This is a genomic window from Streptomyces sp. NPDC088124 (assembly GCF_040685895.1).
Lineage (GTDB): Bacteria > Actinomycetota > Actinomycetes > Streptomycetales > Streptomycetaceae > Streptomyces.
This window is the reverse complement of record NZ_JBFBJB010000002.1, coordinates 207,359-228,169: the sequence shown is the minus strand read 5'-3', so window position 1 is coordinate 228,169 and position 20,811 is coordinate 207,359. Positions and strand designations below refer to the sequence as shown.

Sequence of the window (20,811 nt, the reverse complement as noted above, 5' to 3'; positions counted from 1 at the left end):
GGTAACGAGGGACGATGGCCCTATGCGTAAGGACCGAATCCCCGTACTATTCGCCGCCCCCGCCGTCGCCCTCTCCCTGGCGCTGACGGCCGGCTGCGGCACGAACGACGAAAAGGCCCCCGAGGAACCGAAGACGGTCACCGGGAGCCTGGAAGAGATCGCCTCGAAGGCGAAGTGCGACCCCGAGATACAGCACCCGTCCGAGGAGTTGACGCAGGCCAACTGCACGACGGAGGACGGGAGGTACGTGCTGGTCACCTTCGCGACCGACCGCGGGCTGCGTGAGTGGATCAACGAGGCCAAGCCGTACGGGGGTTCATACCTCGTCGGCAGGAAGTGGGTCGTGTCGGGCGACGCGAAGGTGACGGAAGCGCTGCGCGGCCGGCTCGGCGGGACCGTGGAGACCGGCTCGTCGCACCAGTCTGGGGGCACTGGTGGCGGTGGGGGGAGCGAGGATCACTCGGGTCACAACAAGAGCTGACCGCGCAGCGCGGGTCTTTGTGCGTGGGGGGAGATCTGCGCCGGGGCGGGGGCCGTGTTGGGGGCCGGTGGCACGAGGAGGGTGGCCCCTCCTCGTACCACCCGACGGCCCGCCGCCTGCCGGACTGCTACCGGTGGCTCACTTGCACTTCTGACCGGTGTTGATGCAGTTGACCATGGTGTTCATCAGGTTCTCGTCGAAGACGTTGATGAAGTCACCGTGGTCGGTGATGGGCTTGTGCAGCTGCTCCGGGAAGGAGTCCACCGCGAAGCCCGGCCCCGGCGGCACGTCGTAGACGATGCGCTGCTGGAGCTGCGGGATGGCCTTGAAGCCGTTGCCGCAGTTGCCGTTGGCGTCCGCGAACGCCACGTGGGTGCGGTGGTTGGCGCTGTCCGCGTTCACACCGTCCCAGCAGCTCTGGAACTTGAACGTACGGACGACCTGGCTGCCCTCGGGGCAGATCGGGTACTTGTCCTTGAGCTGGCGGTCCTCGAACCCGGTGCAGCTCCAGGAGGCGTTGGCGTTGGCGGGGCCGTTCACGAACGCCTTGGCGTCACCCGTGATGATCCGCATGAGGCGGGGCATCGCCGTGACCTTCGACTTCGGGTTGCCCACGAAGGTGTTGGTGACCTGCGACGGCGTCTGGATGATGCCGGCGTTGCCTTCCTTGCCACCGCCGTCCTCGTTGACGTCGGCCTCGTCCTGGCCGTTCTGGAGCCGGATCACCGGCCAGAAGTACGAGGACTTGTCACCCTGGTTGGCGCACGAGGTGTCGGCGGCGGCGAGGCTCTCGTCGGTCGCGAACGCGTCGTTGGCCTGGTTGCCGATGTAGTCGTGCATGTGGTGGGCGCCGTTGCTCACGCCCGGGGCGACGATGACGTTGTCCGAGTTGAAGATTTTGTTCTCGTTGCGACCGCAGTCACTGGAGAACGTCCCCTTTGATCCGCCTCGGCCGTTGCGGGCCTGCTGGACGTTGGGCTGGACGGTCGTGATGTCGACGAAGTCGGAGGCGTCGGGGCCATTACCACCCTGGCCGCCACCCGCACCGCCATTCTGGCCGCCGTTCTGGCCCTGGTCCTGACCGCCATTCTGACCGCCGTTCTGGCCCTGGTCCTGGCCACCGCCGCCGTTCTGGCCGCCGTTCTGGCCCTGGTCCTGGCCGCCGTTCTGACCGTTGCCCTGGCCGCCGTTCTGACCGCCGTTCTGGCCGTTCTGACCGTTGCCCTGGCCGCCGCCGTTCTGGCCACCGCCCCGGCCGCCGCCGTTACCCGCGTTGGGGTTGTTGTCGGCGCGCAGCGTGCAGGCGGAGAGTGCCTCCAGGCCCTGCGGCTTGGTGCCCACCCGGCCCATCGCGATGGATATCCGGTCGAGGGCCGCGACCCGCTTCGCCTTCAGCGGGCCGAGGATGGCGTTGTTGGCGTAACCCGAGTCCTGCTCAATCGCTCTCTTCTCACTGGCGAACCGCGCGTAGGCCTCGGTGATCTGGGTGTCCATGTTGGCCAGTTCACGGTCGACCTCGGCCCGGGCTGCTTCGGGCACCTGCGTCAGCTTGTTCGACGGGTCCGGGCAGCTGATGGTCGACAACGTCTGTGCCGCGTTCTGGGTTTGCTGCGAGGACTTGCCCTCGCCCGCCGATGCGTAGACATTGACCGCTGCCAGACCACCCCCGCCCAGGAGCAGGGCAGCCCCGGCGACGATCGCCCGGTTTGCCACTGTGGAGCGTTTTCTCGATGTGCGTGACATGGAACTCCTCAAGCTTCGTTGCCGGTTACAGGAAAATCGCGGCAGGGGGAGAAGCGAAGCGCTCCGTTCCATACGGGCCTCAAACGTGGGGTGTTCAGAGGCTCGTGGAATTCATAGAAATCTCCATCAACAAACCGGGCGCATGCCCCTCATTCGGACCTGCGGCCCGGTCCGAGGGAGCCACGACCCGTTCTGGCGGAGCCGTGCCCGGGTCCGGCGGCGCGGTGACCCGTTCCGCCGGCGCTGTGGCCCGGTCCGCCGGGGCCGCGACCGCCTTCCAGATAGGCGAGCACCGCGAGCACCCGCCGGTTGTCGTCGTCCGACACCACCAGGTCCAGCTTCGCGAAGATGTTCGATGTGTGCTTGGCCACCGCCCTTTCCGTGACGACGAGTTGGGCGGCGATCGCGGCGTTCGAACGTCCCTGCGCCATCAGCTCCATGACCTCGCGCTCGCGCGGCGTCAGCCCGCCGAGCGGCGCGTCCCGCTCGTGCCGGGAGAGCAGCCGGGAGATCACCAGCGGGTCCATCGCCGTACCGCCCGCCGCGACCCGGCGTACCGCGTCGATGAACTGCTCCGCGTCGAAGACCCGGTCCTTCAGCAGATAGCCGACCCCGCCGGCGCCGTCGGCCAGCAACTCCCGTGCGTACAACTGCTCGACGTGCTGGGAGAGTACGAGGACGGGCAGCCCGGGGCGGGCCCGGCGCGCCGCGAGCGCGCACTGCAGGCCCTCGTCCGTGTGGTACGGCGGGAGCCGGACGTCGACGACGGCGACGTCCGGCTCCAACTCGGCCAGCGCGGTGGTCAGTTCGGGTCCGGTCTCGACGGCCGCCACGATCTCGAAGTCGTACGCCTCCAACATCCGGACCAGGCCGTCCCGCAGGAGGAAGAGATCTTCGGCTAGGACAACTCGCAAGGAAGCTCCATGGTCACCATGGTGGGACCGCCCGCGGGGCTGCTGACGGCCAGGATGCCGTCGAATGTACCGAGCCGCCGCCGCAGACCACTCAGCCCGGACCCGCCGCCGACCGACGCGCCGCCGCGGCCGTTGTCCGTGACCGAGATCCGCAGCATGCCGTCGGCGTACGAGATGTCGACCCAGACCCGGTCGGCGCCCGCGTGCTTGACCACATTGGTCAGCGTCTCGCTCACCGCGAAGTACGCGGCCGACTCGACCGGCGCGGGGGCCCGGCCCGGCAGCTCCACCTCCACCTCGGGCTCCAGCGGCATGGGCAGCCGCAGCGCCAACTCCTTGACCGCGTCACCGAGTCCGCGCTCGGCCAGCACCGGCGGATGGATCCCGCGCACCAGATCACGCAGCTCGGTGAGCGCGTCCGCCGAGGACTGCCGCGCCTTGCTGATCAGCTCCTTCGCCTTGGCGGGGTTCTTCTCGATCAGCGCCTCGATGGTGCCCAGGTCCATGCCCACCGCGACCAGTCGGGCCTGCGCGCCGTCGTGCAGATCCCGCTCGATGCGGCGCAGCTCGGCGGCCGAGCTGTCCACGGCGTCGTGCCGGGTCTCGGTGAGCCGCTCGATCCGCTCGGTCAGGGCGTGGCCGGGGGCGGGGGCGAGCAGGGCCCCGGTCAGCCGGAAGTGTAGGCGCAGCAGACCGGGGCAGTAGCGCAGGCCGATCCCGAACAGCACCAGGCCGACCGCCCCGGCGGCGAGACCGGTCGCCTGGCTGGTGACCGGGACGAACAGGTACCAGTACGTGCTCCCGGTGAAGGACCGCCACAGCCCGGCGGCCAGGAGGAACCCCTCCACGGGGTAGACGAGCAGCGCGGCGGTCAGCAGCGCGGTGACGGAGCCGGCCGTCATGTCGACCACCAGCCACTGGAGATCGCGCCACGTCGCGGGATCCTTGAGCATCAGGGTGCAGCGCTCCACCTGGCCGGTGAGCCCGGTCCGCGGGTTCGGCGGGAAGGGGCGGTACGGAACCGGGATCCGTACGTCGGACCAGTCGGCCGCGAGCAGCCGCCGCCGGTTGGCGTAGGCGCGGAGCGCGGTGAGCACGGCGGGGGTGGTGAGGACTCCGACCCCGACGGCGACGAGGGCGATCGAGGCGACCGTGACCGCGAAGAAGGTGATCGACCCGGCGAGGGTGAGCACCGACAGCGCCAGCCCGCGGACGGCCGCCAGCGCCGCCTCGCGCGGCCTCGGCCGCCGGGCGGCCGAAGCGCCGTCCCCGCTCCTGTCCTTGCCCCCGTCCCCGGCCCCGTTCCCGTTCCCGTCCCCCTCCCCGTCCCTTGCCCTGTCGGTGCCCGTGGCGCTGCTCGTGGCGTCGGTCATGGCGCTCTTCGTGGCGCTGTTCGCGGCGCTCTGCGTGGCACTTTGCGTGGCGCGGTCCATGGCGGTCTCTCCCCTTCGCGGCCGGACGGCTCGACGGCGCCCGGCGTCCCGGTCTCCCCCGGTACGACAATCAGTCTGACCGGCGCGACCGGCGGGAGACAGCCGGTCCGCACCCGGCCCGGGGTGTACCCAGCACCACCTCCCGGAGCAGCCGGGGCTTTTGTGATCTGCCGCCCCGCGCTCCGGGATGGCACCATGTGCGGACCATGACTGAGACCGGATCGCCGCTGCGCGCCGTGCGCGCCGCCGTCTTCGCGGCCGTGTGCGTGCCGCTGGCGGCGGTGGGACACGCGCTCACCTCGGGCGCGTCCGGGCACGCGATCTCGGCGCCGGTGCTGCTGGCGGCGTACGGGACGACCGCGTGCGCCGCCTGGCTCGCGGGCGGGCGGCGCCGGGGCGCGCTGTCGATCGGCGCCGGGCTGCTGACCTTCCAGGGCCTGCTGCACCTCCTCTTCTCCGGGGCCCTGCCGTGGTACGGATTCGCCGCCTCCCGGCACACACCGCACCCCGGCGGCGGCGCGGGCATGGACATGGGGCCCGCGGCGGAGCCGATGCCCGGGCAGGCGCCGGGCTCAGGAGCGGTCTCGGGAATGGCCTCGGGACTGGACGCGGGGCTGGGGGAGCTGTTCGGCGGCTCCGCCGCCATGCTCGCCGCCCACTGCGTCGCGGCGGCGGTCTGCGCCCTCTGGCTCGCCCAGGGGGAGGCCGCGTTCTTCCGGCTCGCGCGCGCCGTCGGAGCCCTCGCCTTCACCCCGCTCGGGCTGCTCCTCGTCCCCGTACGGCTGCCTGCCGGGCCCCGGCTGATCCGGCCCAGGACCGGCACGTTCCGCGCGCACCGCTTCCGGGGGGTCGTCCTCGCGCACACGCTGTCCCGGCGCGGGCCGCCCACGGCCCGTACCTCCCGCGCTACGGCCCCCGGGGCCGTCGCCACCGCTGTCTGACGCGGAGGGACGGCCAGGGGCCTTCCGGAACTTCCGGTTTCCCCGACACCTCGGTTTCCCCGGGCTCTTCGCTCTCCCGAACTGTCGGTTCGCCGACTCTTCGGTCTCCCGAACTGTCGGTTCGCCGACTCTTCGGCCTCCCGAGCTCGTCGGTCCCCGGATGCTCCGGCCTTCCCCGTGCCGATTTCCAGCGCCTAGGACAGTCATGGCCATTGAAGACCCCGTACAGGGGAACGACACGTCCGACAGAACCCCGGACGCCCCCACCACGCCCGCGCCCTCGCCCGCCCCCACCTCGCTCTGGAGCACGCTGCGCCCGCTCGTGCTCCGGCTGCACTTCTACGCGGGGCTGCTGGTGGCGCCGCTGCTGCTGGTGGCCGCCACCAGCGGGTTCCTCTACTCCCTCTCCTACCAGGCGGAGAAGGTGATCTACCGCCAGGAGCTGCGCGCCCCGGTGGGCGACCGTACGGTCCCGCTCTCCGAGCAGCTCGACGCCGCCCGCGCCGCCCACCCGGAGGGCACCGTCACCTCCGTACGCCTGCCGTCCGAGGAGGGCGCGACCACACGGGTCCTGATGTCCACGCCGGACATGGAGGAGTTCAAGTCCCTCGCCGTCTTCGTCGACCCGTACACCGCCGAGGTGCGCGGCGAGCTGACGAGCTACGGCAGCTCCGGCGCCCTGCCGGTGCGCACCTGGCTCTCCGAGGTGCACCGCCACCTCCAGCTCGGCGAGCCGGGCCGTATCTACAGCGAACTGGCCGCGAGCTGGCTCTGGGTGGTGGCCCTCGGCGGGCTGCTGCTCTGGACCGCCCGCAAGCGGGCCTCGAAGCGCGCCCTGGTGGTGCCCGAGCGCGGTGCCACCGGGCGGCGCAGGACGCTCTCGCTGCACGGTTCGCTCGGGATGGTCGCCGTGACCGGGCTCGTGCTGCTCTCCGCCACCGGGCTGACCTGGTCCACGTACGCGGGCGAGAACATCACCGCGATCAAGGACCAGCTCGGCTCCGCCACCCCGGCCGTCTCCGCGGCCCTCGACAGCGGTGGCGACGGTACGGGGGCCGGAGCAGGTGCGGGCGGCGGCCACGAAGGCCACGACATGGCGGACATGCCCGGCATGGAGGGCATGAAGGGAACCGATGTCGGCGTCGATCTCGCGGTGGTCGCCGCACGCCAGGCCGGGCTGGACGGCCCGGTCGCCGTGACGCTGCCGACCGAGGGCAGTGGTTACGTCGTCGCGCAGATCGACAACCAGTTCCCGGTCCGGCTCGACTCGGTCTCCGTCGACCCCGCCAACGGCAAGATCATGGACGAACTCCGCTTCGCCGACTACCCGTTGCTCGCCCAGCTCACCCGCCTCGGCATCGACGCGCACATGGGGGTCCTGTTCGGCCTCGCCAACCAGCTCCTGCTGGCCGCCCTCGCCCTCGCCCTGATCGTCCTCATCGTCCTGGGCTACCGCATGTGGTGGCTCCGCCGGCCCACCAAGGAACGCCGGCTGAGCGTGGGCAGGGCCATGCCGCGCGGCGCCTGGCGCAAGGTCCCGCCGCGCCTGCTGGTGCCGCTCGGGGTGGCCACGGTGCTGATCGGCTGGTTCCTCCCGCTCCTCGGCATCAGCCTGCTGGTGTTCCTCCTGCTGGATGGCGCGCTGGGTCTCCGGGCCCGCGCACGGGCGGCCCGTACCTGATCAGGAACTGGCGCCACGCCGTGTGCCGGCCGCTGCCCCGCGTGATCCGACCGGTCCCTCCGGCCCGGTCAGATCACGCGGAACAGGTCGGCCGCGGCATGGACGTCGGTGAGGTCCTCGACCGTACGGAGGTTGTCGCACAAGGCGTCCAGCACCGAGTCGGTCCTGGCGGCGCGCGGGGCGCCGACGGCCACGCCGAAGACACGGAAGCCCAGCCGGTGCTTGGCGTCGTTCCAGCCGCGCATCCACTCCTCGGTGACACCGCACTCGTCGTCGGTGATCATCACGATGTCGCCGCGTGTACGGGCGACGTCGTCGAACTCCTCCTCCAGCAGTTCGCGGGCGGCTGTCAGGGGCGTCTGGTAGCTGGTGCCGCCGCCGAGGAAGGTCTCCGCGAAGTCGAGCACCTCGGTGATACCGGCGGGCCGGGCGGCCGGGAATCGGAAGACCTGGATCTTGCCGGCGGCGGAGAACAGGATCCCGGCGAAGTCGCGCCTGGCGTGGCGGGCTTGATCGAGCAGCGCCAGCGCGCATGCCTTCGCCCACGCCTCCCGGGTGACTCCGCCCGGCCCTTCGATGTACATGGAGTGCGAGGTGTCCACACACGCGATGACGGCGCCCCGGCCGGTGGTCTGCTCCCCCAGGCTGTCGTAGAGCATCAGTTCCCCGGCGGCGTAGCGCGCGGCGAACACCGCGCGCAGCTCGGGCAGTCCGAGGTTGGCCAGCTCGGAGGGGATGACTCGGGAGAGGTCGTCGCCGAGCGTCACACCGACCAGTTCCCCGGCGGCGTTCTCCACCTTGCGGGCGCGCTCCCCGCCGGCCATCTGCCGGAAACGGCCGATCAGTTCGGCCCACCGCGCGAGCCGGCCGGTGCGCAGCCGCTCGGCGAGCCGGGCGCGCCGGTCGAACGGCATCCGTTCCAGCTCGCCGGGGGCGACGCCCCACGCCCGCAGCAGCGCGGCCTCCTCCCGTACGGCCTTCGAGGCCTGCGCCGCGGCGCTCCCCGCGGCGGCCCGGATGGCCGGGGCCGCCGCCGCGAGGGTCCGCGCGGCGCCCTGGGCGGCCTGCCGTGCGGCGGCTCCGGCGGTCTCGGCGGCCGCCAGCGCCCGCTCCACGGCGTCGGCGGCCGGTGCGGGTACGGTGCCGCCCCCAGGGGGCCTGCCCTCACCGTCCTCACCGTTCTCGCGGGTCCGGTCCTCACCGGCCGTGTCCTCACCGGTTGCGCCGGTCTCGTCGGCGGCCCGCCGGAGCGCCTCGCCCACGGCGGCCGCGGCACCTTCTGCGTCCTGCCCGGCCCGCTCCGCCCGCTCGGCCTGTTCCCGGGCCTCCCGGGAGCCCTCCAGGATCCTGCGCAGCGCGGCGGCCTGGGCGAGCACGGCCATGGCGGCCGCGTACGGGTCGCCCGCCGTCTCCCGGCGCAGCTCGGCAAAGTCCGGTGACTCCACCAGTGCCGAGACGACCTCGTGGTTGACCAGCCGGGAGGGGGCCATCCCGGCGCGCTCGCGCAGCCGCGGGCCGACCTTGTACGCCGCCGTGAACACATCGGCCAGGAGGTCGGTGGCGGGGGCGTAGCCGTACCGTTCGGTCAGCTCCTCGGCCAGCTCGCGCAGCCCGGCCGACTGTTCGTAGGTGTCGCGCCAGGCGATCCGGTCGAACCGGTCCGCGACCACGGCCGCGGTGTGCGGCGCGGGCGCGGCGGCGGACAGGCTCAGCCATGTCCCCGCCCGGCCCACCAGCTCGTCGAGGCTGCTCGGTGTCCTGTCCACGGTGCTGGATCCCCCGGAGTTCAGAGCTGCGCCTGGACCATGCGCGCGTCCATCCCGAGCGCCTCGGTGAGAACGCGGGCGCGGACGGCGCGCTGGCGGCCGGTGACCCGGTCGATGGCGGCGGTGGAGCGCCCGGCGCCTGCCGCCTCCCCGCGCAGCTGCTCCAGCCGCTTGCCCGCCGTGGCGAGCTGGTTGTGTGCCTTCTTGATGACCCACTCGCTCAGTGCCTCGCGGGACTGCCCCGCCATGGCGTCGAGTTGGGCCTCCAGTTCGTCGATCGCGGCGGCCAGGTCGAGCGCCTCCTTGGCGTCGGGACTGACGAGTTGCAGCACCTCCCGCTCGACGGCCGGGCGTTCGGCGGGGGAGTCCCACAGCACGTGGGTGAGGACCGGCAGGTCGGTCTCGGCGACCGCCGGGCGGCCGTCGAGGTACGCGGAAGCCTGGAGCAGGCCCACCGCCTGCCGCCAGCGGCGGTCCGAGGCGACGAGTTCCTTGCGGCGCAGGGCGGCCCGGAGCGTACAGACCGCGTCCACGATCACGTCGGGGACCTCCACGGCAGGGACGGTTTCGGACACGGCGTGCTGCAGCGCGGCCAGCTCGACCGTGGTCCGCACCGGTGCCACCGGGCGGCTGACGGCGGAGCGCACCAGCGCGGCGAAGTTCGACGGGTCCGCCAGGTATCCGACCTCGATCCGCACCAGCAGCCGGTCGTAGATCGCGGCCGTGTCCTCGCCGACGGGCAGTTCGTTGCTGGCCGTGATGGCCCCGATCAGGGGGCAGCGGATCGGCTCGCCGCCGCTCTCGGGGTGGTAGATCCGCTCGTTGAGGTAGCCCAGGGTCTCGTTGAGGGCCGCGGTGGAGCACTTGAATATCTCGTCGATGAACGCGACGTGGGCGGTCGTGGCGCGCCCGTCGTAGACCTGGCGGTACTCACCGCGGGCCAGCGCGGCGACATCGACGGGACCGAACATTCGCGTCGGCGCGGTGAACTTCGACAGGAGGATCTCCCAGTAGGCCGCCCCCTCGATCCTGCCGGTGAGCTCCCGGGCCATCGCGGACTTCGCCGTTCCCGGCGGGCCGAGCACCAGCGAGTGCTGCCCGGCCAGCAGGGTCACCACCAGCGTCCGCACCACGTCGGCCCGTTCGTAGAATCGGTCGGACAGCTCGTCGCTGATCGCCCGCAGCCTCTTGGCCGTGTCCTGCGGGTCCGGTGCGTCCTGGTCCTGCGGGTCCGGTCGGTCCTGGTCCTGCGCGTCCTGTGCGTCCTGTGCGTCCTGCAGGTCTCCTGCGTCCTGCGCGCTCATATCCAACTCCTCGTCCGTGACACCCGGTTGGGCCGACGCGGGGATGGTCTCAGAAAGGCCGCGCACACGTGGAGAAGCCCCGCGGTTCCGGATCCCGGACCCGCGGGGCTTCTCCACGTACACGTACACAGGCACAGACACAGACACAGACACAGACACGTACACGTACCGGATGCGGACGCGGAGACGCGCTTCGGATCAGGGGATGTACTTGTAGCCCACGCGCCGCACGGTCTGGATCGAACGGCGGTGGTCCGCGCCCAGCTTGCGGCGCAGCCGTGCCACGTGCACGTCGACGGTCCGGCCGTCGCCCACATGCCCGTAACCCCAGACCGTGGTCACCAACTGGTCGCGGGTGTGCACCCGGTGGGGGTACGCCACGAGATGTGCGAGCAGTTCGAATTCGAGGTACGTGAGATCGAGCTGCCGCCCGTCCACGACCGCGGTCCGCCGGACGCCGTCGATCAGCACGGGCCCGCCGCCCGCCGGGGCAGCGGCGGAGGCGGCAGCGGCCGACGTGGCGGCAGGGGCGGGAACGGGGACGGGAGCGGCGGCGGGGACGGCGCCGGAGAGGGCCGCGACGGCTCCGGCCGGGTGCTGGTCGGCCGGTACGAGGACGAGGTAGCCGATCATCGGCGGCTGCCCCGGCAGCGAGGGCAGGGAGTGCTGGGGCGCCGGCAGCCAGGTCGCGCCCGGCGGCAGGAAGTCCACCACCTGACCGACGGGGACCCCGGCCGGGACGGCGGCATCGGATGTCTCGTCGCTGTCGACGGCCCGGAGCCGGTGACGGCCGGGCGAGGGGAAGGGACCGGGAAGGGAGGAGAGGGAGTTCGCCATGAGGGGTCAGCTCTTTCGCGCGGAGGACTCGTCGAGACGTCGGGTCGACGAGGACGGACGGGACGTACGTCTGCGCGGCGGCCGAAGGCCGAAAGGCTTTAGAGGGCCGGCGCGTTCCTCACGCGGCAACACACCCGGTCGAAGTCATGGTGCTGCCGGGACGGCCAGAACGGCTCCAGGTCGAAGAGACCCGTCGCGGTGTACTGGAAGCTGGCCATGAACCCATTGAAGCAGATGACGGAGGAGCGCAGCAGCCTCCTCACCGCAATCCGAACGCCGGAGGGGGTGGGCGCCGCATGGCACCCACCCCCTCCGGGAACGTTCCCGCGGGGGACCGGAGCCCCCTCACGCGACCACTAGACCTGGCCTGCCTTCTCCAGAGCGCTGCAGCAGGTGTCCACGATCAGCCGCGTGACCACGTACGGGTCGACGTTGGCGTTCGGGCGGCGGTCCTCGATGTAGCCCTTGCCGTCCTTCTCGACCTGCCACGGGATACGGACCGAGGCGCCGCGGTTCGAGACGCCGTAGCTGTACTCGTTCCACGGGGCGGTCTCGTGCAGGCCGGTCAGCCGGTCGTCGATGCCCGCGCCGTAGTTCTTGACGTGGTCGAGCGGCTTCGAGCCCTCGCCCAGCGACTCGCACGCGGTGATGATCGCCTCGTACCCCTCGCGCATCGCCTTGGTCGAGAAGTTCGTGTGCGCGCCCGCGCCGTTCCAGTCGCCCTTCACCGGCTTCGGGTCCAGCGTCGCGGAGACGCCGAAGTCCTCGGCGGTGCGGTAGAGCAGCCAGCGCGCCAGCCACAGCTGGTCGGAGACGTCCAGCGGCGAGAGCGGGCCGACCTGGAACTCCCACTGGCCCGGCATGACCTCGGCGTTGATGCCGGAGAGACCGAGGCCGGCCTTGAGGCAGTTGTCGAGGTGCGCCTCGACGACGTCACGGCCGAAGATCTCGTCCGAGCCCACGCCGCAGTAGTAGCCGCCCTGCGCGGCGGGGAAGCCGCCCTCGGGGAAGCCGAGCGGACGGGCGCCCTTGAAGAAGGTGTACTCCTGCTCGATGCCGAAGATCGGCTCCTGGCCCGCGAACTTCTCCGCGACCTCCGTCAGCGCCGCACGCGTGTTGGACTCGTGCGGCGTCATGTCGATGTTCAGGACCTCGCACAGGACGAGGACGTCGTCCCCGCCGCGGATCGGGTCGGGGCAGGAGAAGACCGGCTTCAGCACGCGGTCGGAGGCGTGGCCCTCGGCCTGGTTGGTGCTCGACCCGTCGAAGCCCCAGATGGGCAGCTCGGCCCCGTCGCCGAGGATCTTCGTCTTCGAACGCAGCTTGGCGGTTGGCTCGGTACCGTCGATCCAGATGTACTCAGCCTTGAACGTCACGGGGCCTCATCCTTTGCGGGTGCAGCAGGTTTGACCCGAAGCCTCGCAATGTGTGATTTCCCCGCCGTTGCCCTTCCGTGAACCACGTGTTACTCAGGCTCATTCTGTGACGTTTCGTTCTGTGAGGTTTCGCCGCGCGTCCGCCGGGTCTCACATGCCCTCCCTTCTTGATCGGGGCTTCTTCCGCCCCGCCGGGTTCACGCGTCACACTGGCCCGCATGGACAAGCCACGCATCGGACTGCTCGGCACCGGCCCCTGGGCGGAGCGTACGCACGCCCCCGCGCTCGCCGCCCACGACGGGGTCGTATTCAGCGGCGTCTGGGGGCGGCGCCCCGAGGCCGCCGCCGCGCTCGCCGGGGCGCACGGGATCACCGCCCACTCCGGCGAGGTCGGCCTGGACACGCTCTTCGCCGAGAGCGACGCCGTCGCCTTTGCCCTGCCGCCGGACGTCCAGGCGCCGCTGGCGGCCCGCGCGGCGGCGGCCGGGTGTCATCTCCTGCTGGACAAGCCGGTCGCGACGACCGTACGGGGCGCCCGCGAGGTCGCGGACGCGGCGGCGGCCTCCGGAGTGGCGTCCGTCGTCTTCTGCACCCTGCGTTTCGCGCGCGACACCGCCGAATGGGTGGACGAACAGTCGGCAAAGGGCGGCTGGTTCACGGCCCACGCGCAGTGGCTCGGCGCCCTCTACGCGCCGGGGGAGGAGAGCCCGTACGCCGAGTCCCCATGGCGCCGCGAGAAGGGCGGCCTGTGGGACGTCGGCCCGCACGCGCTGTCCGCGCTGATCCCGCCGCTGGGCGATGTGACGTCGGTGACGGCCGTACGCACCGGACCGGACCTCACCCAGCTCGCACTCCGGCACGTGTCGGGCGCGGCCAGCACGGTGACGCTCAGCCTGAGCGCGCCGAGGGCGGGCGCCGGTACGGGAGTGGAACTGCGCGGCACGCACGGTGTCGCGGTGCTCCCGCAGGGCTGGGGCGACCCGGTCGGCTCCTTCGGTACGGCGATCGACGCGCTCCTGGAGTCGGTCCGTACGGGCGCGCCGCACGCGTGCGACGTACGGTTCGGGCTCCGGCTGACGGAGATCCTCGCGGAGGCGGAGGCCCAAGTGGCCGCGGCGGCGCAGGAGTAGGCGGGCGGGCGCGGGGGCGGCGTAACCGCTGCTCCTCGGCCGGCTGCTCCTCAGTCGACGCGGAGGATCCGCGCGTCCCGTTCGGTCCCGTCGCCCTCCTGCACGTGCTCGACCCGGTCACTCCGGTCACTCCGGTCTCTGCCGACACTCCGCTCGACCAAGCCGTCCCGTGCGGCCTGTCCGCCGACGCGGACCGCCGAGGTCCCGCGGTCCCTGCCAGGCTTCGGCGCCGCCGTGTCCCCGGCCGGGGTCGTCAGGGCCAGCAGCGCTGTCGAGCCGGCCAGCAGGGCGAGCGTTCCCCGGCTGAGGGCGGTCGTGTGACGAGGCACGTGGGGAGACTCCTGTCCCCGGCCCCGCGGCAGGCGGGCCGGCTGGGTTCCGGATGCCGATACGTACGCACCCCGGAACCGCCTCGCTCATCGCCACACAAGCAACATGTGTCACAGGGGCCACGGGGCCACAGGGACCTCAGGGGGCCACAGGGACCACAGTTCCCCCCGGAACGGGAGGCTCGCTTCACCGCTTGAGGGCGTCCCGTACCGCCTCGTCCGTGCGGGCCACCACGGCGGTGCCGTCGTCCGCCGTGATGATCGGCCGCTGGATCAGCTTCGGGTGCGCGGCGAGCGCCGCGATCCAGCGCCCCCGCGAACCGGCGTCCCGCGCCCACTCCTTGACGCCCAACTCCTGCGCCGCGGCCTCCTGAGTGCGGGTGATGTCCCACGGTTCGAGCCCGAGACGGCCGAGCACCTCCCGGATCTCGTCCTCGGACGGCACGTCCTCCAGATACCGGCGGACGGTGTACGAGGCGCCTTCCGCGTCGAGCAGGGTGAGTGCGCCACGGCACTTGGAACAGGCGGGGTTGATCCAGATCTCCATCTTCCCGAGCTTAGACCGCCCCTCCATTCGCCGGACGGTCTTACCTCCAGGCACCCGTTCCACACCCGTCAAACCGGCTCTGGCCAGGGGCGATTGTCAGTGGTGGGCAGTAAAATGGAGGGAGTTCGTGAGGGTCCCACCACCACGCCGGGAGGCTGACGATGGCTGTTGCCACCATCACGGAGAACTCCGCCGTATCCGCGCCGACCCCATCCGTTCCCTCTGCTCAGCGCAAGCGTTCCGCCCCGTCCTCGCCCTCCGCCCCGTCACGCTCGTCCGCCACTCCGCCCGCCCTCAAGCGCAAGCCGCTGCCCGCGGGCCGCCCCCGGGAGTGGTACGAGAGCCACAACCGCCGGCTCAAGGCGATGCGCCTCGCCATCGCCCTGCTCGACTCGGGGGTGTATCACCCGTCGAGCGCGCCCAACCGGCGGATACGGAGCACGGCGGCCCGGATCGGGATCCACCCGCCGTCCAACACCACCTGCCGCATGGTGCGCGAGCTGATCGGCTGAGCCGACCTACGACAGCGGCGGCGGCCGCCTCCCTCATGCTCCGAGGCGCCGCCGCCAGCGGACCTCGCCGTCGTGCCACTCGTCGGTGGGGCTCAGCCCGACCGACGCCGCGACCGCGCCGGACGCCCCATGGCCGGGATGGATATGGGCGATCACCGTCCCCACGCCCTGCTCCGCCAGCCACTCGACCAGCCCCCGCGCCGCCTCCGTGGCGAACCCGCGCCCCTGCCAGGCCGTCCCCACCACCCAGGACAGCTCGGCGACCGTCTCGTCCCGGAGGGTGCGGTGCGGGGTGACGGTCGCCTGGACCGTGCCGGACAGCTCACCCGGGCCCGCCCGCTCCGTCAGCACCCAGTTGCACCAGGAGAAGGCCGGATCGGGCGAGCCCGCGACCAGCCTGGTGTACCGCCGGACAAGCTCCTCCGCCGTCGACGGCCGGCCGCCGATGAACGTGTGCAGCGCCGGGTCGGCGAGCACGCCCGCCATCTCCCGCGCGTGCTCGACGCGCAGCGGAAGCAGCGTCAGCCGCCGCGTCTCGATCACGGCGGTCCGTACGGGGGTCACGACGGCTCCTGCCGCGGGCCGTCCCCGTACGGCTGCTCGCCCGGACCCGGAGGACGGGTCCACGGCCGGGGCAGGACCGCGTGCAGGCGCCCGTGCCGGAGCGCGAACTCCGGCAGGGAGATCCCGAACTCGTCGAAGAGGGCGTCCAGCGCCTCGTACTCGTCATCCGGATCCAGCCCCGCGCCGTCGTTCCCCGGGCGCGCGTCCTCCTCGAACCCTCCGTCAGACGCTCCTCCGAACTCCTCCCCATCCCCGGCCTCGTCCTCGTACGCGGGGAACAGTTCCTCCGGGTCGAGCGTGTCCGGAAGCTCCCCCCATGACTCGATCTCCTCACCGCGCACCGTGAACCCGTACACACGCGCCCCGTCCTCGGCGTACGAGAAGTGGAACGCGCCGGGCGACCCCGCCGGCCCGCCGCCGCGCTCGCACCACACCGTGACCGACTCGCCGCCCGCCGACGCCGATTCGCCCAGCCCGGTCAGCCGGTCCGGCGCGAACGCCTCGGAGAGATGCGGACGGCTCTCGTAGGCGAAACTCCAGCCGTCCCCGCAGCTGCCCACCCGGGCTACGGGCCGCCGCCCGCCCCGCTCCGGCGCGGACACGGCCGTCGCCACCTCGTCCTCGGTCCCCGGCGCCAGCAGCGGCCCCCGGCCGATCCGGGCGGCCAGCTCCTCCGGAGCGACACCCCGGACGAAGACGAAGCGGTAGCCGCCGTCCCGCTCGGTCCCCGGGGCCGGCTCGTCCGCGAGCCAGGCGAGCCCGTCGTCCCACGACGTGGCCCCCTCCCCGGTGCTCGCCCCCGCGCCGGGTACGCTCCCCGACCCCGGCTCCCGCCCCGCCGTGCCCCGCGGCGTCTCCAGCAGATACCGGCCGCGCTCCGGAGTGATCACCGGCCCGAGCAGCGGATCGGCGAGCAGCCCGACCGGCGCGAGATGCTCGTCCCCGTACGGCTCCCAGTCGGCCACGGCGGCGGCGAGCGTGTCCCACGCCGCCTCGGTGTCCCCCCAGCGCGCCTGCTCCCGCGCCGCGTCCACCGCGGCGCCGAAGGGGCCGGGCGCCTCGTACCGGAACGTACGCCCCACGGTCGCCCGCAGTACCTTCCTGACCCGCTCCCGGTCCCCGGCGGTGTGCTCCCCGACGAAATCCTCCTCGTCCCGCTCCGGCCGCAGGCCCTCCCGCACCGCGTACAGAGGGGCGAGTTCCCGCGCGTACAGCGGGTCGTCCATCCGCCCGGCCAGGTGGTCCCGTGCCCGTCCGCCGCCGAGCAGCGCCTCCAACTGGACCCGCAGGACCCGCGCGCGGGGCCGGCCGCACTCCTCCGCCTCCGTGAACACCTTCAGCGAGCCGTCGACGGACTCGCCGCGCAGACAGGCCCGCCGCGCCTCCTCCACCTCCGCGTCCAGCTCGCGCGTCGTGTCGTTCTCGAACCCCGGCGTGTCCCGGTTCCCGCGGTGGAAGCTCCGGAACAGGGCCTGCATGAGGTCCATGAAGGACTCGTACCGGTCCGGGGCGTCGCCCGATCCGCTCCGGTGGAGGTACGCGGCCCACTCCCCGTCCGCGGTCACCTCCCCCGGGTCGAGCAGGACCTCCGTCCCGTCCCCCTCCACGGCGAGCCGGAGCGCCCCCCGACGGCCGTCCGGCCCCCCGTACCACCGCGTCCCCTCCACCGTCCCCAGCAGCCGGAGGCCCGTCCCGGCGGGGCGCCAGCCGTCCGTGACGGCCAGGAACGACCGGAAGGTCGGCGGCAGCACCACATCAGGACCGAGCCGCTCCTCCAGCGCGCCGATCCGCTCGGGACCGGCGCCCGCGAAGCCGAGCCACCGCTCGCCCAGCGCGTCCGGCTCCGGCTCCGGCTCCGAGTCCGCCCGCGCACCGGGGGAGCCGGCCCAGTCCGCGCTCCACCGCTCAAGAAAGGGACGCCAGTTGTAGGTCTTCATGCCGTTCATGGTGCCAGCGCCCACTGACAGTCCCCCGCGCCCGTCCCCGGCCGGGGCGCCGCCCGGCTGGCCGGGGCCGGCCGTCTGCGGCTAACCTGATCGGGAGTACGAAAGCGGCGGTGGGGCTCGCCGTACCAGAACCGCGGTGCGACCACCGCCAACGGTCCCTACTTGCGATGGAGCGCGCCCCGGCACGGGCGCCCGGCGAGTAGGAGAGTGTTCGGCGTGATGACCGAGCCCACGGACCCCGACACCGAGGCCACAGACCCCGACACCGAGGCCACGGCCACCCCGCCAGGACCCGCGCGGGGGCGTGCGAAGCCCCGCGGCAGGTGGCCGGCGGTCCCGGTGATTCCCCTGCTGCCCGAGGTGGCGGTGGTGGCGCTGGGCGGCGTGACCGGGGCGTCGGCCCGTTACGGGGCCGCGCTCCTCTGGCCCACCGCCCCCGGCGCCTTCCCGTGGACGACGCTCACGGTGAACGCGGTCGGATGCGCGGTGATCGGTGTGTTCATGGTGGTGATCACCGACCTGTGGACGGCGCACCCCCTGGTACGGCCCTTCTTCGGCACGGGCGTCCTCGGCGGGTTCACCACCTTCTCGACGTACGCCGTGGACATCCAGCGCCTGGTCGCGCACGGCCGGGCGGGCATCGGCGTGGCCTATCTGGGACTGACCCTGCTCGCCGCGTTCGCCGCGGTGTGGAGTGCGGTGTGGGCGACCCGCCGCGTACTGGCATGGAGGCAGGCATGACCGGACTGACGGGTACGGCACTGCGCCTGACGGTCTTCGTCGGCGAGACCGACCTGTGGCACCACAGGCCGGTCTACACGGAGATCGTCCACCGCGCCCACAAGGCGGGGCTGGCGGGCGCCAGCGTCTTCCGCGGCGTCGAGGGCTTCGGCGCCTCCTCGATGATCCATACGCAGCGGCTGCTCTCCCTCAGCGAGGACCTGCCCGTGGCGGTCGTGATCGTCGACACCGAGGAACGGATCCGGGACTTCCTGCCCCAGCTCGACGAAGTGGCCGGCGAGGGCCTGGTGACGCTGGACCGCTGCGAGGTCGTCCGCCACGGGGGCCGGGAGGCGACCCGGTGAACTGGTTCCTGGTGGCCCTGGGCGCCGCCGTCGGAGCCCCGCTCCGCTATCTGACCGACCGCTCCGTCCAGCGTCGCCACGACTCGCTCTTCCCCTGGGGCACCTTCACCGTCAACGTGACGGGCTGTCTCGTCCTCGGCCTGGTGACGGGAGCGATCACCGCGGGCGCGGCCTCCTCCTCCGTACAACTCCTCCTCGGTACGGGTTTCTGCGGCGCGCTCACGACCTACTCCACCTTCAGCTACGAGACCCTCCGCCTCGCCGAGGACGGCGCCCGACTCTACGCCGCGGCCAACGTGCTCGCCTCGGTGGTGACGGGCCTGGGCGCGGTCTACCTGGGCGTCGCACTCGCGGAGGCGCTCTGGGCGTAGGGCCTCTCGTCCGGATCACGCCGGAACCCTGGGCCCCACCGGACGAGCCCCGGACGAGCCCCGGGAGGGACCGCTACGGCACGCGCCAGATGTTGTCGTACGCGGCTTCCTCAATGGCCCGCCGCTGCCGTACGGCCTCCAGCTCCATCACCGCGTCGTTGACGGCGGCGAGCACGGTGACGACCGAGTCGTCGGCGATCTCCGGTGCGTCCCCGGCCGGCGGTTCCCCGATCCCGAGCGTGGCGGCGAGCGCGGCGAGAACCGGCTCGCCCGACGCCCAGCGGTCGGCCGCACGGCGGCGCGCGGGGGAGTCGGCCAGGGCCGTCCGGCCGGTGTCGACGGGAATCCAGCGGTGGCGCTGACGGGTGAGCTGTCCCTCCCTCTCCAGGGCGGCGACATAGACGTCGGCCAGGCCGCGCCCCCGGCGCCACAGCCAGTCCTCGACGGATTCGTACGGTGCCTCCCGGACAAGCGCCGACGCGGCCTCGTCCAGCAGGGAGTCCGGCGGCATCCACCGGGCGCCCGGCACGATGCGGTCGCCCTCCAGAGCGAGAGCCTGGGCGTCGAGGAGATCGATCACCTCGGCCCCGGCAAGCACGAGCGACAGGTCACCGCGCTCGATGGTCCGGCTGGAGCCCACATCAAGGGCGACGGTCAGCAGATCCCGCGGTGTGGTCATCAAGGGGCTCCGTGTCGGTGGTCGGGCGAACAGGGTGTCACGTGGCGGCGCCGGACTGCCCCGGATCGTTGGGGTGGGATTCGAGAGGGGTGACGGTGCAGGTCATCCAGGGGCGCAGCGGGAGCGTGCCGAGCACCTTCTCGTGGAGTTCGCCCTCGTCGGCGGCCCGCCAGACGCCGATGCTGCGCTGCTCACCGACCGGGCGCCACAGCCGCGCCAGGTTCCCGGTGGCGGCCAGCTCCTTCGCACGGACGGCCTCGCCCGCCCGCCGGCGGTCGACCTCCTCCTGGCTGGTGCCCTCGGGGACGGTGGTGGTGATCTCGACCAGGAACTCTCGCATGGCCGTGCTCCGTTCGGCGGGGTGTCCCGGCGGGAACCGGGACGCTACGGGTGGGCGGGACGGTGCCGCCCCGGCCGGGGGCGACCGCCGTGGTCGGGCGGTGGCGGACCACGGCAGGCGTCGGCAGGACCGATCGGGCCGCCGGACCGGCACAGGTACGGCAGGTGACCTGCCGCGGCGTTTCCCCCTCATTGTGTGCCTGTCACCAGGGCCGGCGCCACGACGGACTTTCTCCGCGTGCGTCTGTTCGATCGCGACCGCGGCTCGGTGTCCCTCACTCCGGCCGGTGCCGCACTGCTCCCGCAGACCCGGGCCTGCGGGAACCGGCTGCCGACCTCCGACGCGGTCCGGCTCTCCGGCGCCGAGCCGGTCCGGCTCGGCTACGTCAACTGGTTTCCGGCGGACCTGGCCGCCCGTGCCTCCGCGGTGGCCCAGCTCCGCGTGGATGCGTGGATCGCCCCCGCGCACACCCGGGCCGCCCGGGTCACCGACGGCAGCCTCGACCTCGCGGTGTGCTGGGTGCGGAGCGATGACCTGGCCCGGCGAGGTCTGGACGCCCGCCTGATCGGCGCCGACCGGCTCCACGCCGTCGCCACCGGTGATGACACCGGCGAAGTGTCCGCCAAGGACACCGTGGCCCGCGACACCGGAGCCCGCGCGGTGCGTATCTCCGACGGCGGCATCACCGGCCCCGCCTTCTTCGACCACGTCCGCCGCAGCGGCCGCCCGGTCGTCGCACTTCGGCATCCACGGTGCGGGCGCCTGGCTGCCCGACGGCGACCCGTACAAGTGCTGAGGAAGCCGCACGGTTCACCTCGGCTGGGAGTCCGTG

At 72.6% G+C, this 20,811-nt stretch carries 20 protein-coding genes and 2 pseudogenes; 9 read left to right on the top strand and 13 right to left on the bottom strand.

Annotated features, from left to right (window positions below; translation table 11 throughout):
* Positions 1-22: 22 nt before the first annotated feature.
* Positions 23-481, top strand: coding sequence for a hypothetical protein (locus AB0P17_RS02375; protein ID WP_365806812.1), 459 nt, complete (start codon positions 23-25; stop codon positions 479-481).
* 138 nt (positions 482-619) lie between these two features.
* Here AB0P17_RS02375 and AB0P17_RS02370 read toward each other — a convergent pair whose 3' ends face one another.
* From AB0P17_RS02370 to AB0P17_RS02360, 3 genes and pseudogenes are all read right to left on the bottom strand, one after another.
* Positions 620-2,224, bottom strand: a complete 1,605-nt coding sequence (locus tag AB0P17_RS02370; RefSeq protein ID WP_365806811.1) for a DUF1996 domain-containing protein — start codon at positions 2,222-2,224, stop codon at positions 620-622.
* 269 nt (positions 2,225-2,493) lie between these two features.
* A pseudogene (locus tag AB0P17_RS02365) lies at positions 2,494-3,138 on the bottom strand (response regulator transcription factor); the annotation flags it as partial.
* Positions 3,123-4,571, bottom strand: coding sequence for a sensor domain-containing protein (locus AB0P17_RS02360; protein WP_365806810.1), 1,449 nt, complete (start codon positions 4,569-4,571; stop codon positions 3,123-3,125). The gene AB0P17_RS02360 and the pseudogene AB0P17_RS02365, both read right to left, overlap by 16 nt.
* Positions 4,572-4,777: 206 nt before the next feature.
* Here AB0P17_RS02360 and AB0P17_RS02355 point away from each other — a divergent pair, with 206 nt between their 5' ends.
* Together AB0P17_RS02355 and AB0P17_RS02350 are read left to right on the top strand one after the other, a co-directional pair.
* Positions 4,778-5,512, top strand: a complete 735-nt coding sequence (locus tag AB0P17_RS02355) for a hypothetical protein (RefSeq protein WP_365806809.1) — start codon at positions 4,778-4,780, stop codon at positions 5,510-5,512.
* 205 nt (positions 5,513-5,717) lie between these two features.
* The gene (locus tag AB0P17_RS02350) at positions 5,718-7,193 is read left to right on the top strand and encodes a PepSY domain-containing protein (protein ID WP_365806807.1); all 1,476 of its coding nucleotides are present in this window, start codon (positions 5,718-5,720) and stop codon (positions 7,191-7,193) included.
* Positions 7,194-7,261: 68 nt separating this feature from the next.
* Here AB0P17_RS02350 and AB0P17_RS02345 read toward each other — a convergent pair whose 3' ends face one another.
* The 4 genes from AB0P17_RS02345 to glnII all read right to left on the bottom strand — a co-directional run bounded on the left by AB0P17_RS02345 (position 7,262) and on the right by glnII (position 12,476).
* Positions 7,262-8,959, bottom strand: coding sequence for a VWA domain-containing protein (locus tag AB0P17_RS02345; RefSeq protein ID WP_365806805.1), 1,698 nt, complete (start codon positions 8,957-8,959; stop codon positions 7,262-7,264).
* Positions 8,960-8,979: 20 nt separating this feature from the next.
* Complete coding sequence (locus AB0P17_RS02340) at positions 8,980-10,263, bottom strand: AAA family ATPase (RefSeq protein ID WP_365806803.1); 1,284 nt, start codon at positions 10,261-10,263, stop codon at positions 8,980-8,982.
* A gap of 198 nt (positions 10,264-10,461) precedes the next feature.
* Positions 10,462-11,100 carry a winged helix-turn-helix domain-containing protein gene (locus tag AB0P17_RS02335; protein ID WP_365806802.1) on the bottom strand — a complete coding sequence of 213 codons (639 nt, stop codon included), beginning with the start codon at positions 11,098-11,100 and terminating at the stop codon, positions 10,462-10,464.
* A 356-nt stretch (positions 11,101-11,456) separates the two neighbouring features.
* Positions 11,457-12,476 carry a glutamine synthetase gene (gene glnII, locus AB0P17_RS02330; protein WP_365806800.1) on the bottom strand — a complete coding sequence of 340 codons (1,020 nt, stop codon included), beginning with the start codon at positions 12,474-12,476 and terminating at the stop codon, positions 11,457-11,459.
* 218 nt (positions 12,477-12,694) lie between these two features.
* Between glnII and AB0P17_RS02325 the strand changes: the two genes are divergently transcribed.
* Positions 12,695-13,606 (top strand): Gfo/Idh/MocA family oxidoreductase, encoded by a 912-nt coding sequence (locus AB0P17_RS02325; protein ID WP_365806799.1) that lies wholly within the window; start codon positions 12,695-12,697, stop codon positions 13,604-13,606.
* Between the two features lie 50 nt (positions 13,607-13,656).
* Here the strand turns inward: AB0P17_RS02325 and AB0P17_RS02320 are convergent, their stop codons facing one another.
* Both AB0P17_RS02320 and AB0P17_RS02315 read right to left on the bottom strand, forming a co-directional pair.
* Positions 13,657-13,935 (bottom strand): hypothetical protein, encoded by a 279-nt coding sequence (locus tag AB0P17_RS02320; protein WP_365806797.1) that lies wholly within the window; start codon positions 13,933-13,935, stop codon positions 13,657-13,659.
* A gap of 187 nt (positions 13,936-14,122) precedes the next feature.
* Positions 14,123-14,482, bottom strand: coding sequence for an arsenate reductase family protein (locus tag AB0P17_RS02315; RefSeq protein ID WP_365806796.1), 360 nt, complete (start codon positions 14,480-14,482; stop codon positions 14,123-14,125).
* Positions 14,483-14,643: 161 nt separating this feature from the next.
* On the opposite strand from AB0P17_RS02315, the gene AB0P17_RS02310 reads away from it, so the two are divergent.
* Positions 14,644-14,994, top strand: coding sequence for a hypothetical protein (locus AB0P17_RS02310; protein ID WP_365806794.1), 351 nt, complete (start codon positions 14,644-14,646; stop codon positions 14,992-14,994).
* 33 nt (positions 14,995-15,027) lie between these two features.
* Here AB0P17_RS02310 and AB0P17_RS02305 read toward each other — a convergent pair whose 3' ends face one another.
* Both AB0P17_RS02305 and AB0P17_RS02300 read right to left on the bottom strand, forming a co-directional pair.
* The gene (locus AB0P17_RS02305; RefSeq protein WP_365806792.1) at positions 15,028-15,558 is read right to left on the bottom strand and encodes a GNAT family N-acetyltransferase; all 531 of its coding nucleotides are present in this window, start codon (positions 15,556-15,558) and stop codon (positions 15,028-15,030) included.
* Positions 15,555-17,495 carry an SMI1/KNR4 family protein gene (locus tag AB0P17_RS02300; protein WP_365806791.1) on the bottom strand — a complete coding sequence of 647 codons (1,941 nt, stop codon included), beginning with the start codon at positions 17,493-17,495 and terminating at the stop codon, positions 15,555-15,557. The genes AB0P17_RS02305 and AB0P17_RS02300 overlap by 4 nt, the downstream gene beginning before the upstream one ends.
* A gap of 228 nt (positions 17,496-17,723) precedes the next feature.
* Between AB0P17_RS02300 and crcB (AB0P17_RS02295) the strand changes: the two genes are divergently transcribed.
* From crcB (AB0P17_RS02295) to crcB (AB0P17_RS02285), 3 genes are read left to right on the top strand one after another with little or no spacing between them, the layout of a single operon-like run.
* Positions 17,724-18,245: a fluoride efflux transporter CrcB gene (gene crcB, locus AB0P17_RS02295; protein ID WP_365806789.1), complete on the top strand. Its 522-nt coding sequence runs from the start codon at positions 17,724-17,726 to the stop codon at positions 18,243-18,245.
* The gene (locus tag AB0P17_RS02290) at positions 18,242-18,589 is read left to right on the top strand and encodes a DUF190 domain-containing protein (protein WP_365806788.1); all 348 of its coding nucleotides are present in this window, start codon (positions 18,242-18,244) and stop codon (positions 18,587-18,589) included. Before crcB (AB0P17_RS02295) ends, AB0P17_RS02290 begins: the two co-directional genes overlap by 4 nt.
* Positions 18,586-18,960, top strand: coding sequence for a fluoride efflux transporter CrcB (gene crcB / locus AB0P17_RS02285; protein WP_365806786.1), 375 nt, complete (start codon positions 18,586-18,588; stop codon positions 18,958-18,960). The genes AB0P17_RS02290 and crcB (AB0P17_RS02285) overlap by 4 nt, the downstream gene beginning before the upstream one ends.
* A 73-nt stretch (positions 18,961-19,033) precedes the next feature.
* Here the strand turns inward: crcB (AB0P17_RS02285) and AB0P17_RS02280 are convergent, their stop codons facing one another.
* Both AB0P17_RS02280 and AB0P17_RS02275 read right to left on the bottom strand, forming a co-directional pair.
* Complete coding sequence (locus AB0P17_RS02280) at positions 19,034-19,639, bottom strand: GPP34 family phosphoprotein (protein WP_365806784.1); 606 nt, start codon at positions 19,637-19,639, stop codon at positions 19,034-19,036.
* A gap of 37 nt (positions 19,640-19,676) precedes the next feature.
* Positions 19,677-19,979, bottom strand: coding sequence for a muconolactone Delta-isomerase family protein (locus tag AB0P17_RS02275; RefSeq protein ID WP_365806782.1), 303 nt, complete (start codon positions 19,977-19,979; stop codon positions 19,677-19,679).
* 231 nt (positions 19,980-20,210) lie between these two features.
* Between AB0P17_RS02275 and AB0P17_RS02270 the strand changes: the two are divergent.
* Positions 20,211-20,775, top strand: a pseudogene (locus AB0P17_RS02270) (LysR family transcriptional regulator); the annotation flags it as partial.
* Positions 20,776-20,811 lie beyond the last annotated feature (36 nt).

What these genes read in the sequence shown, in the direction of transcription:
- AB0P17_RS02310 (WP_365806794.1), top strand. Translation starts at nt 14,644, where the DNA reads ATGGCTGTTGCCACCATCACGGAGAACTCCGCCGTATCCGCGCCGACC.
- AB0P17_RS02315 (WP_365806796.1), bottom strand. Translation starts at nt 14,482, where the DNA reads ATGGAGATCTGGATCAACCCCGCCTGTTCCAAGTGCCGTGGCGCACTC.
- AB0P17_RS02280 (WP_365806784.1), bottom strand. Translation starts at nt 19,639, where the DNA reads ATGACCACACCGCGGGATCTGCTGACCGTCGCCCTTGATGTGGGCTCC.
- AB0P17_RS02350 (WP_365806807.1), top strand. Translation starts at nt 5,718, where the DNA reads ATGGCCATTGAAGACCCCGTACAGGGGAACGACACGTCCGACAGAACC.
- AB0P17_RS02275 (WP_365806782.1), bottom strand. Translation starts at nt 19,979, where the DNA reads ATGCGAGAGTTCCTGGTCGAGATCACCACCACCGTCCCCGAGGGCACC.
- AB0P17_RS02325 (WP_365806799.1), top strand. Translation starts at nt 12,695, where the DNA reads ATGGACAAGCCACGCATCGGACTGCTCGGCACCGGCCCCTGGGCGGAG.
- AB0P17_RS02300 (WP_365806791.1), bottom strand. Translation starts at nt 17,495, where the DNA reads ATGAAGACCTACAACTGGCGTCCCTTTCTTGAGCGGTGGAGCGCGGAC.
- crcB (WP_365806789.1), top strand. Translation starts at nt 17,724, where the DNA reads ATGACCGAGCCCACGGACCCCGACACCGAGGCCACAGACCCCGACACC.
- AB0P17_RS02340 (WP_365806803.1), bottom strand. Translation starts at nt 10,263, where the DNA reads ATGAGCGCGCAGGACGCAGGAGACCTGCAGGACGCACAGGACGCACAG.
- AB0P17_RS02290 (WP_365806788.1), top strand. Translation starts at nt 18,242, where the DNA reads ATGACCGGACTGACGGGTACGGCACTGCGCCTGACGGTCTTCGTCGGC.
- AB0P17_RS02370 (WP_365806811.1), bottom strand. Translation starts at nt 2,224, where the DNA reads ATGTCACGCACATCGAGAAAACGCTCCACAGTGGCAAACCGGGCGATC.
- AB0P17_RS02335 (WP_365806802.1), bottom strand. Translation starts at nt 11,100, where the DNA reads ATGGCGAACTCCCTCTCCTCCCTTCCCGGTCCCTTCCCCTCGCCCGGC.
- AB0P17_RS02360 (WP_365806810.1), bottom strand. Translation starts at nt 4,571, where the DNA reads ATGGACCGCGCCACGCAAAGTGCCACGCAGAGCGCCGCGAACAGCGCC.
- AB0P17_RS02375 (WP_365806812.1), top strand. Translation starts at nt 23, where the DNA reads ATGCGTAAGGACCGAATCCCCGTACTATTCGCCGCCCCCGCCGTCGCC.
- AB0P17_RS02355 (WP_365806809.1), top strand. Translation starts at nt 4,778, where the DNA reads ATGACTGAGACCGGATCGCCGCTGCGCGCCGTGCGCGCCGCCGTCTTC.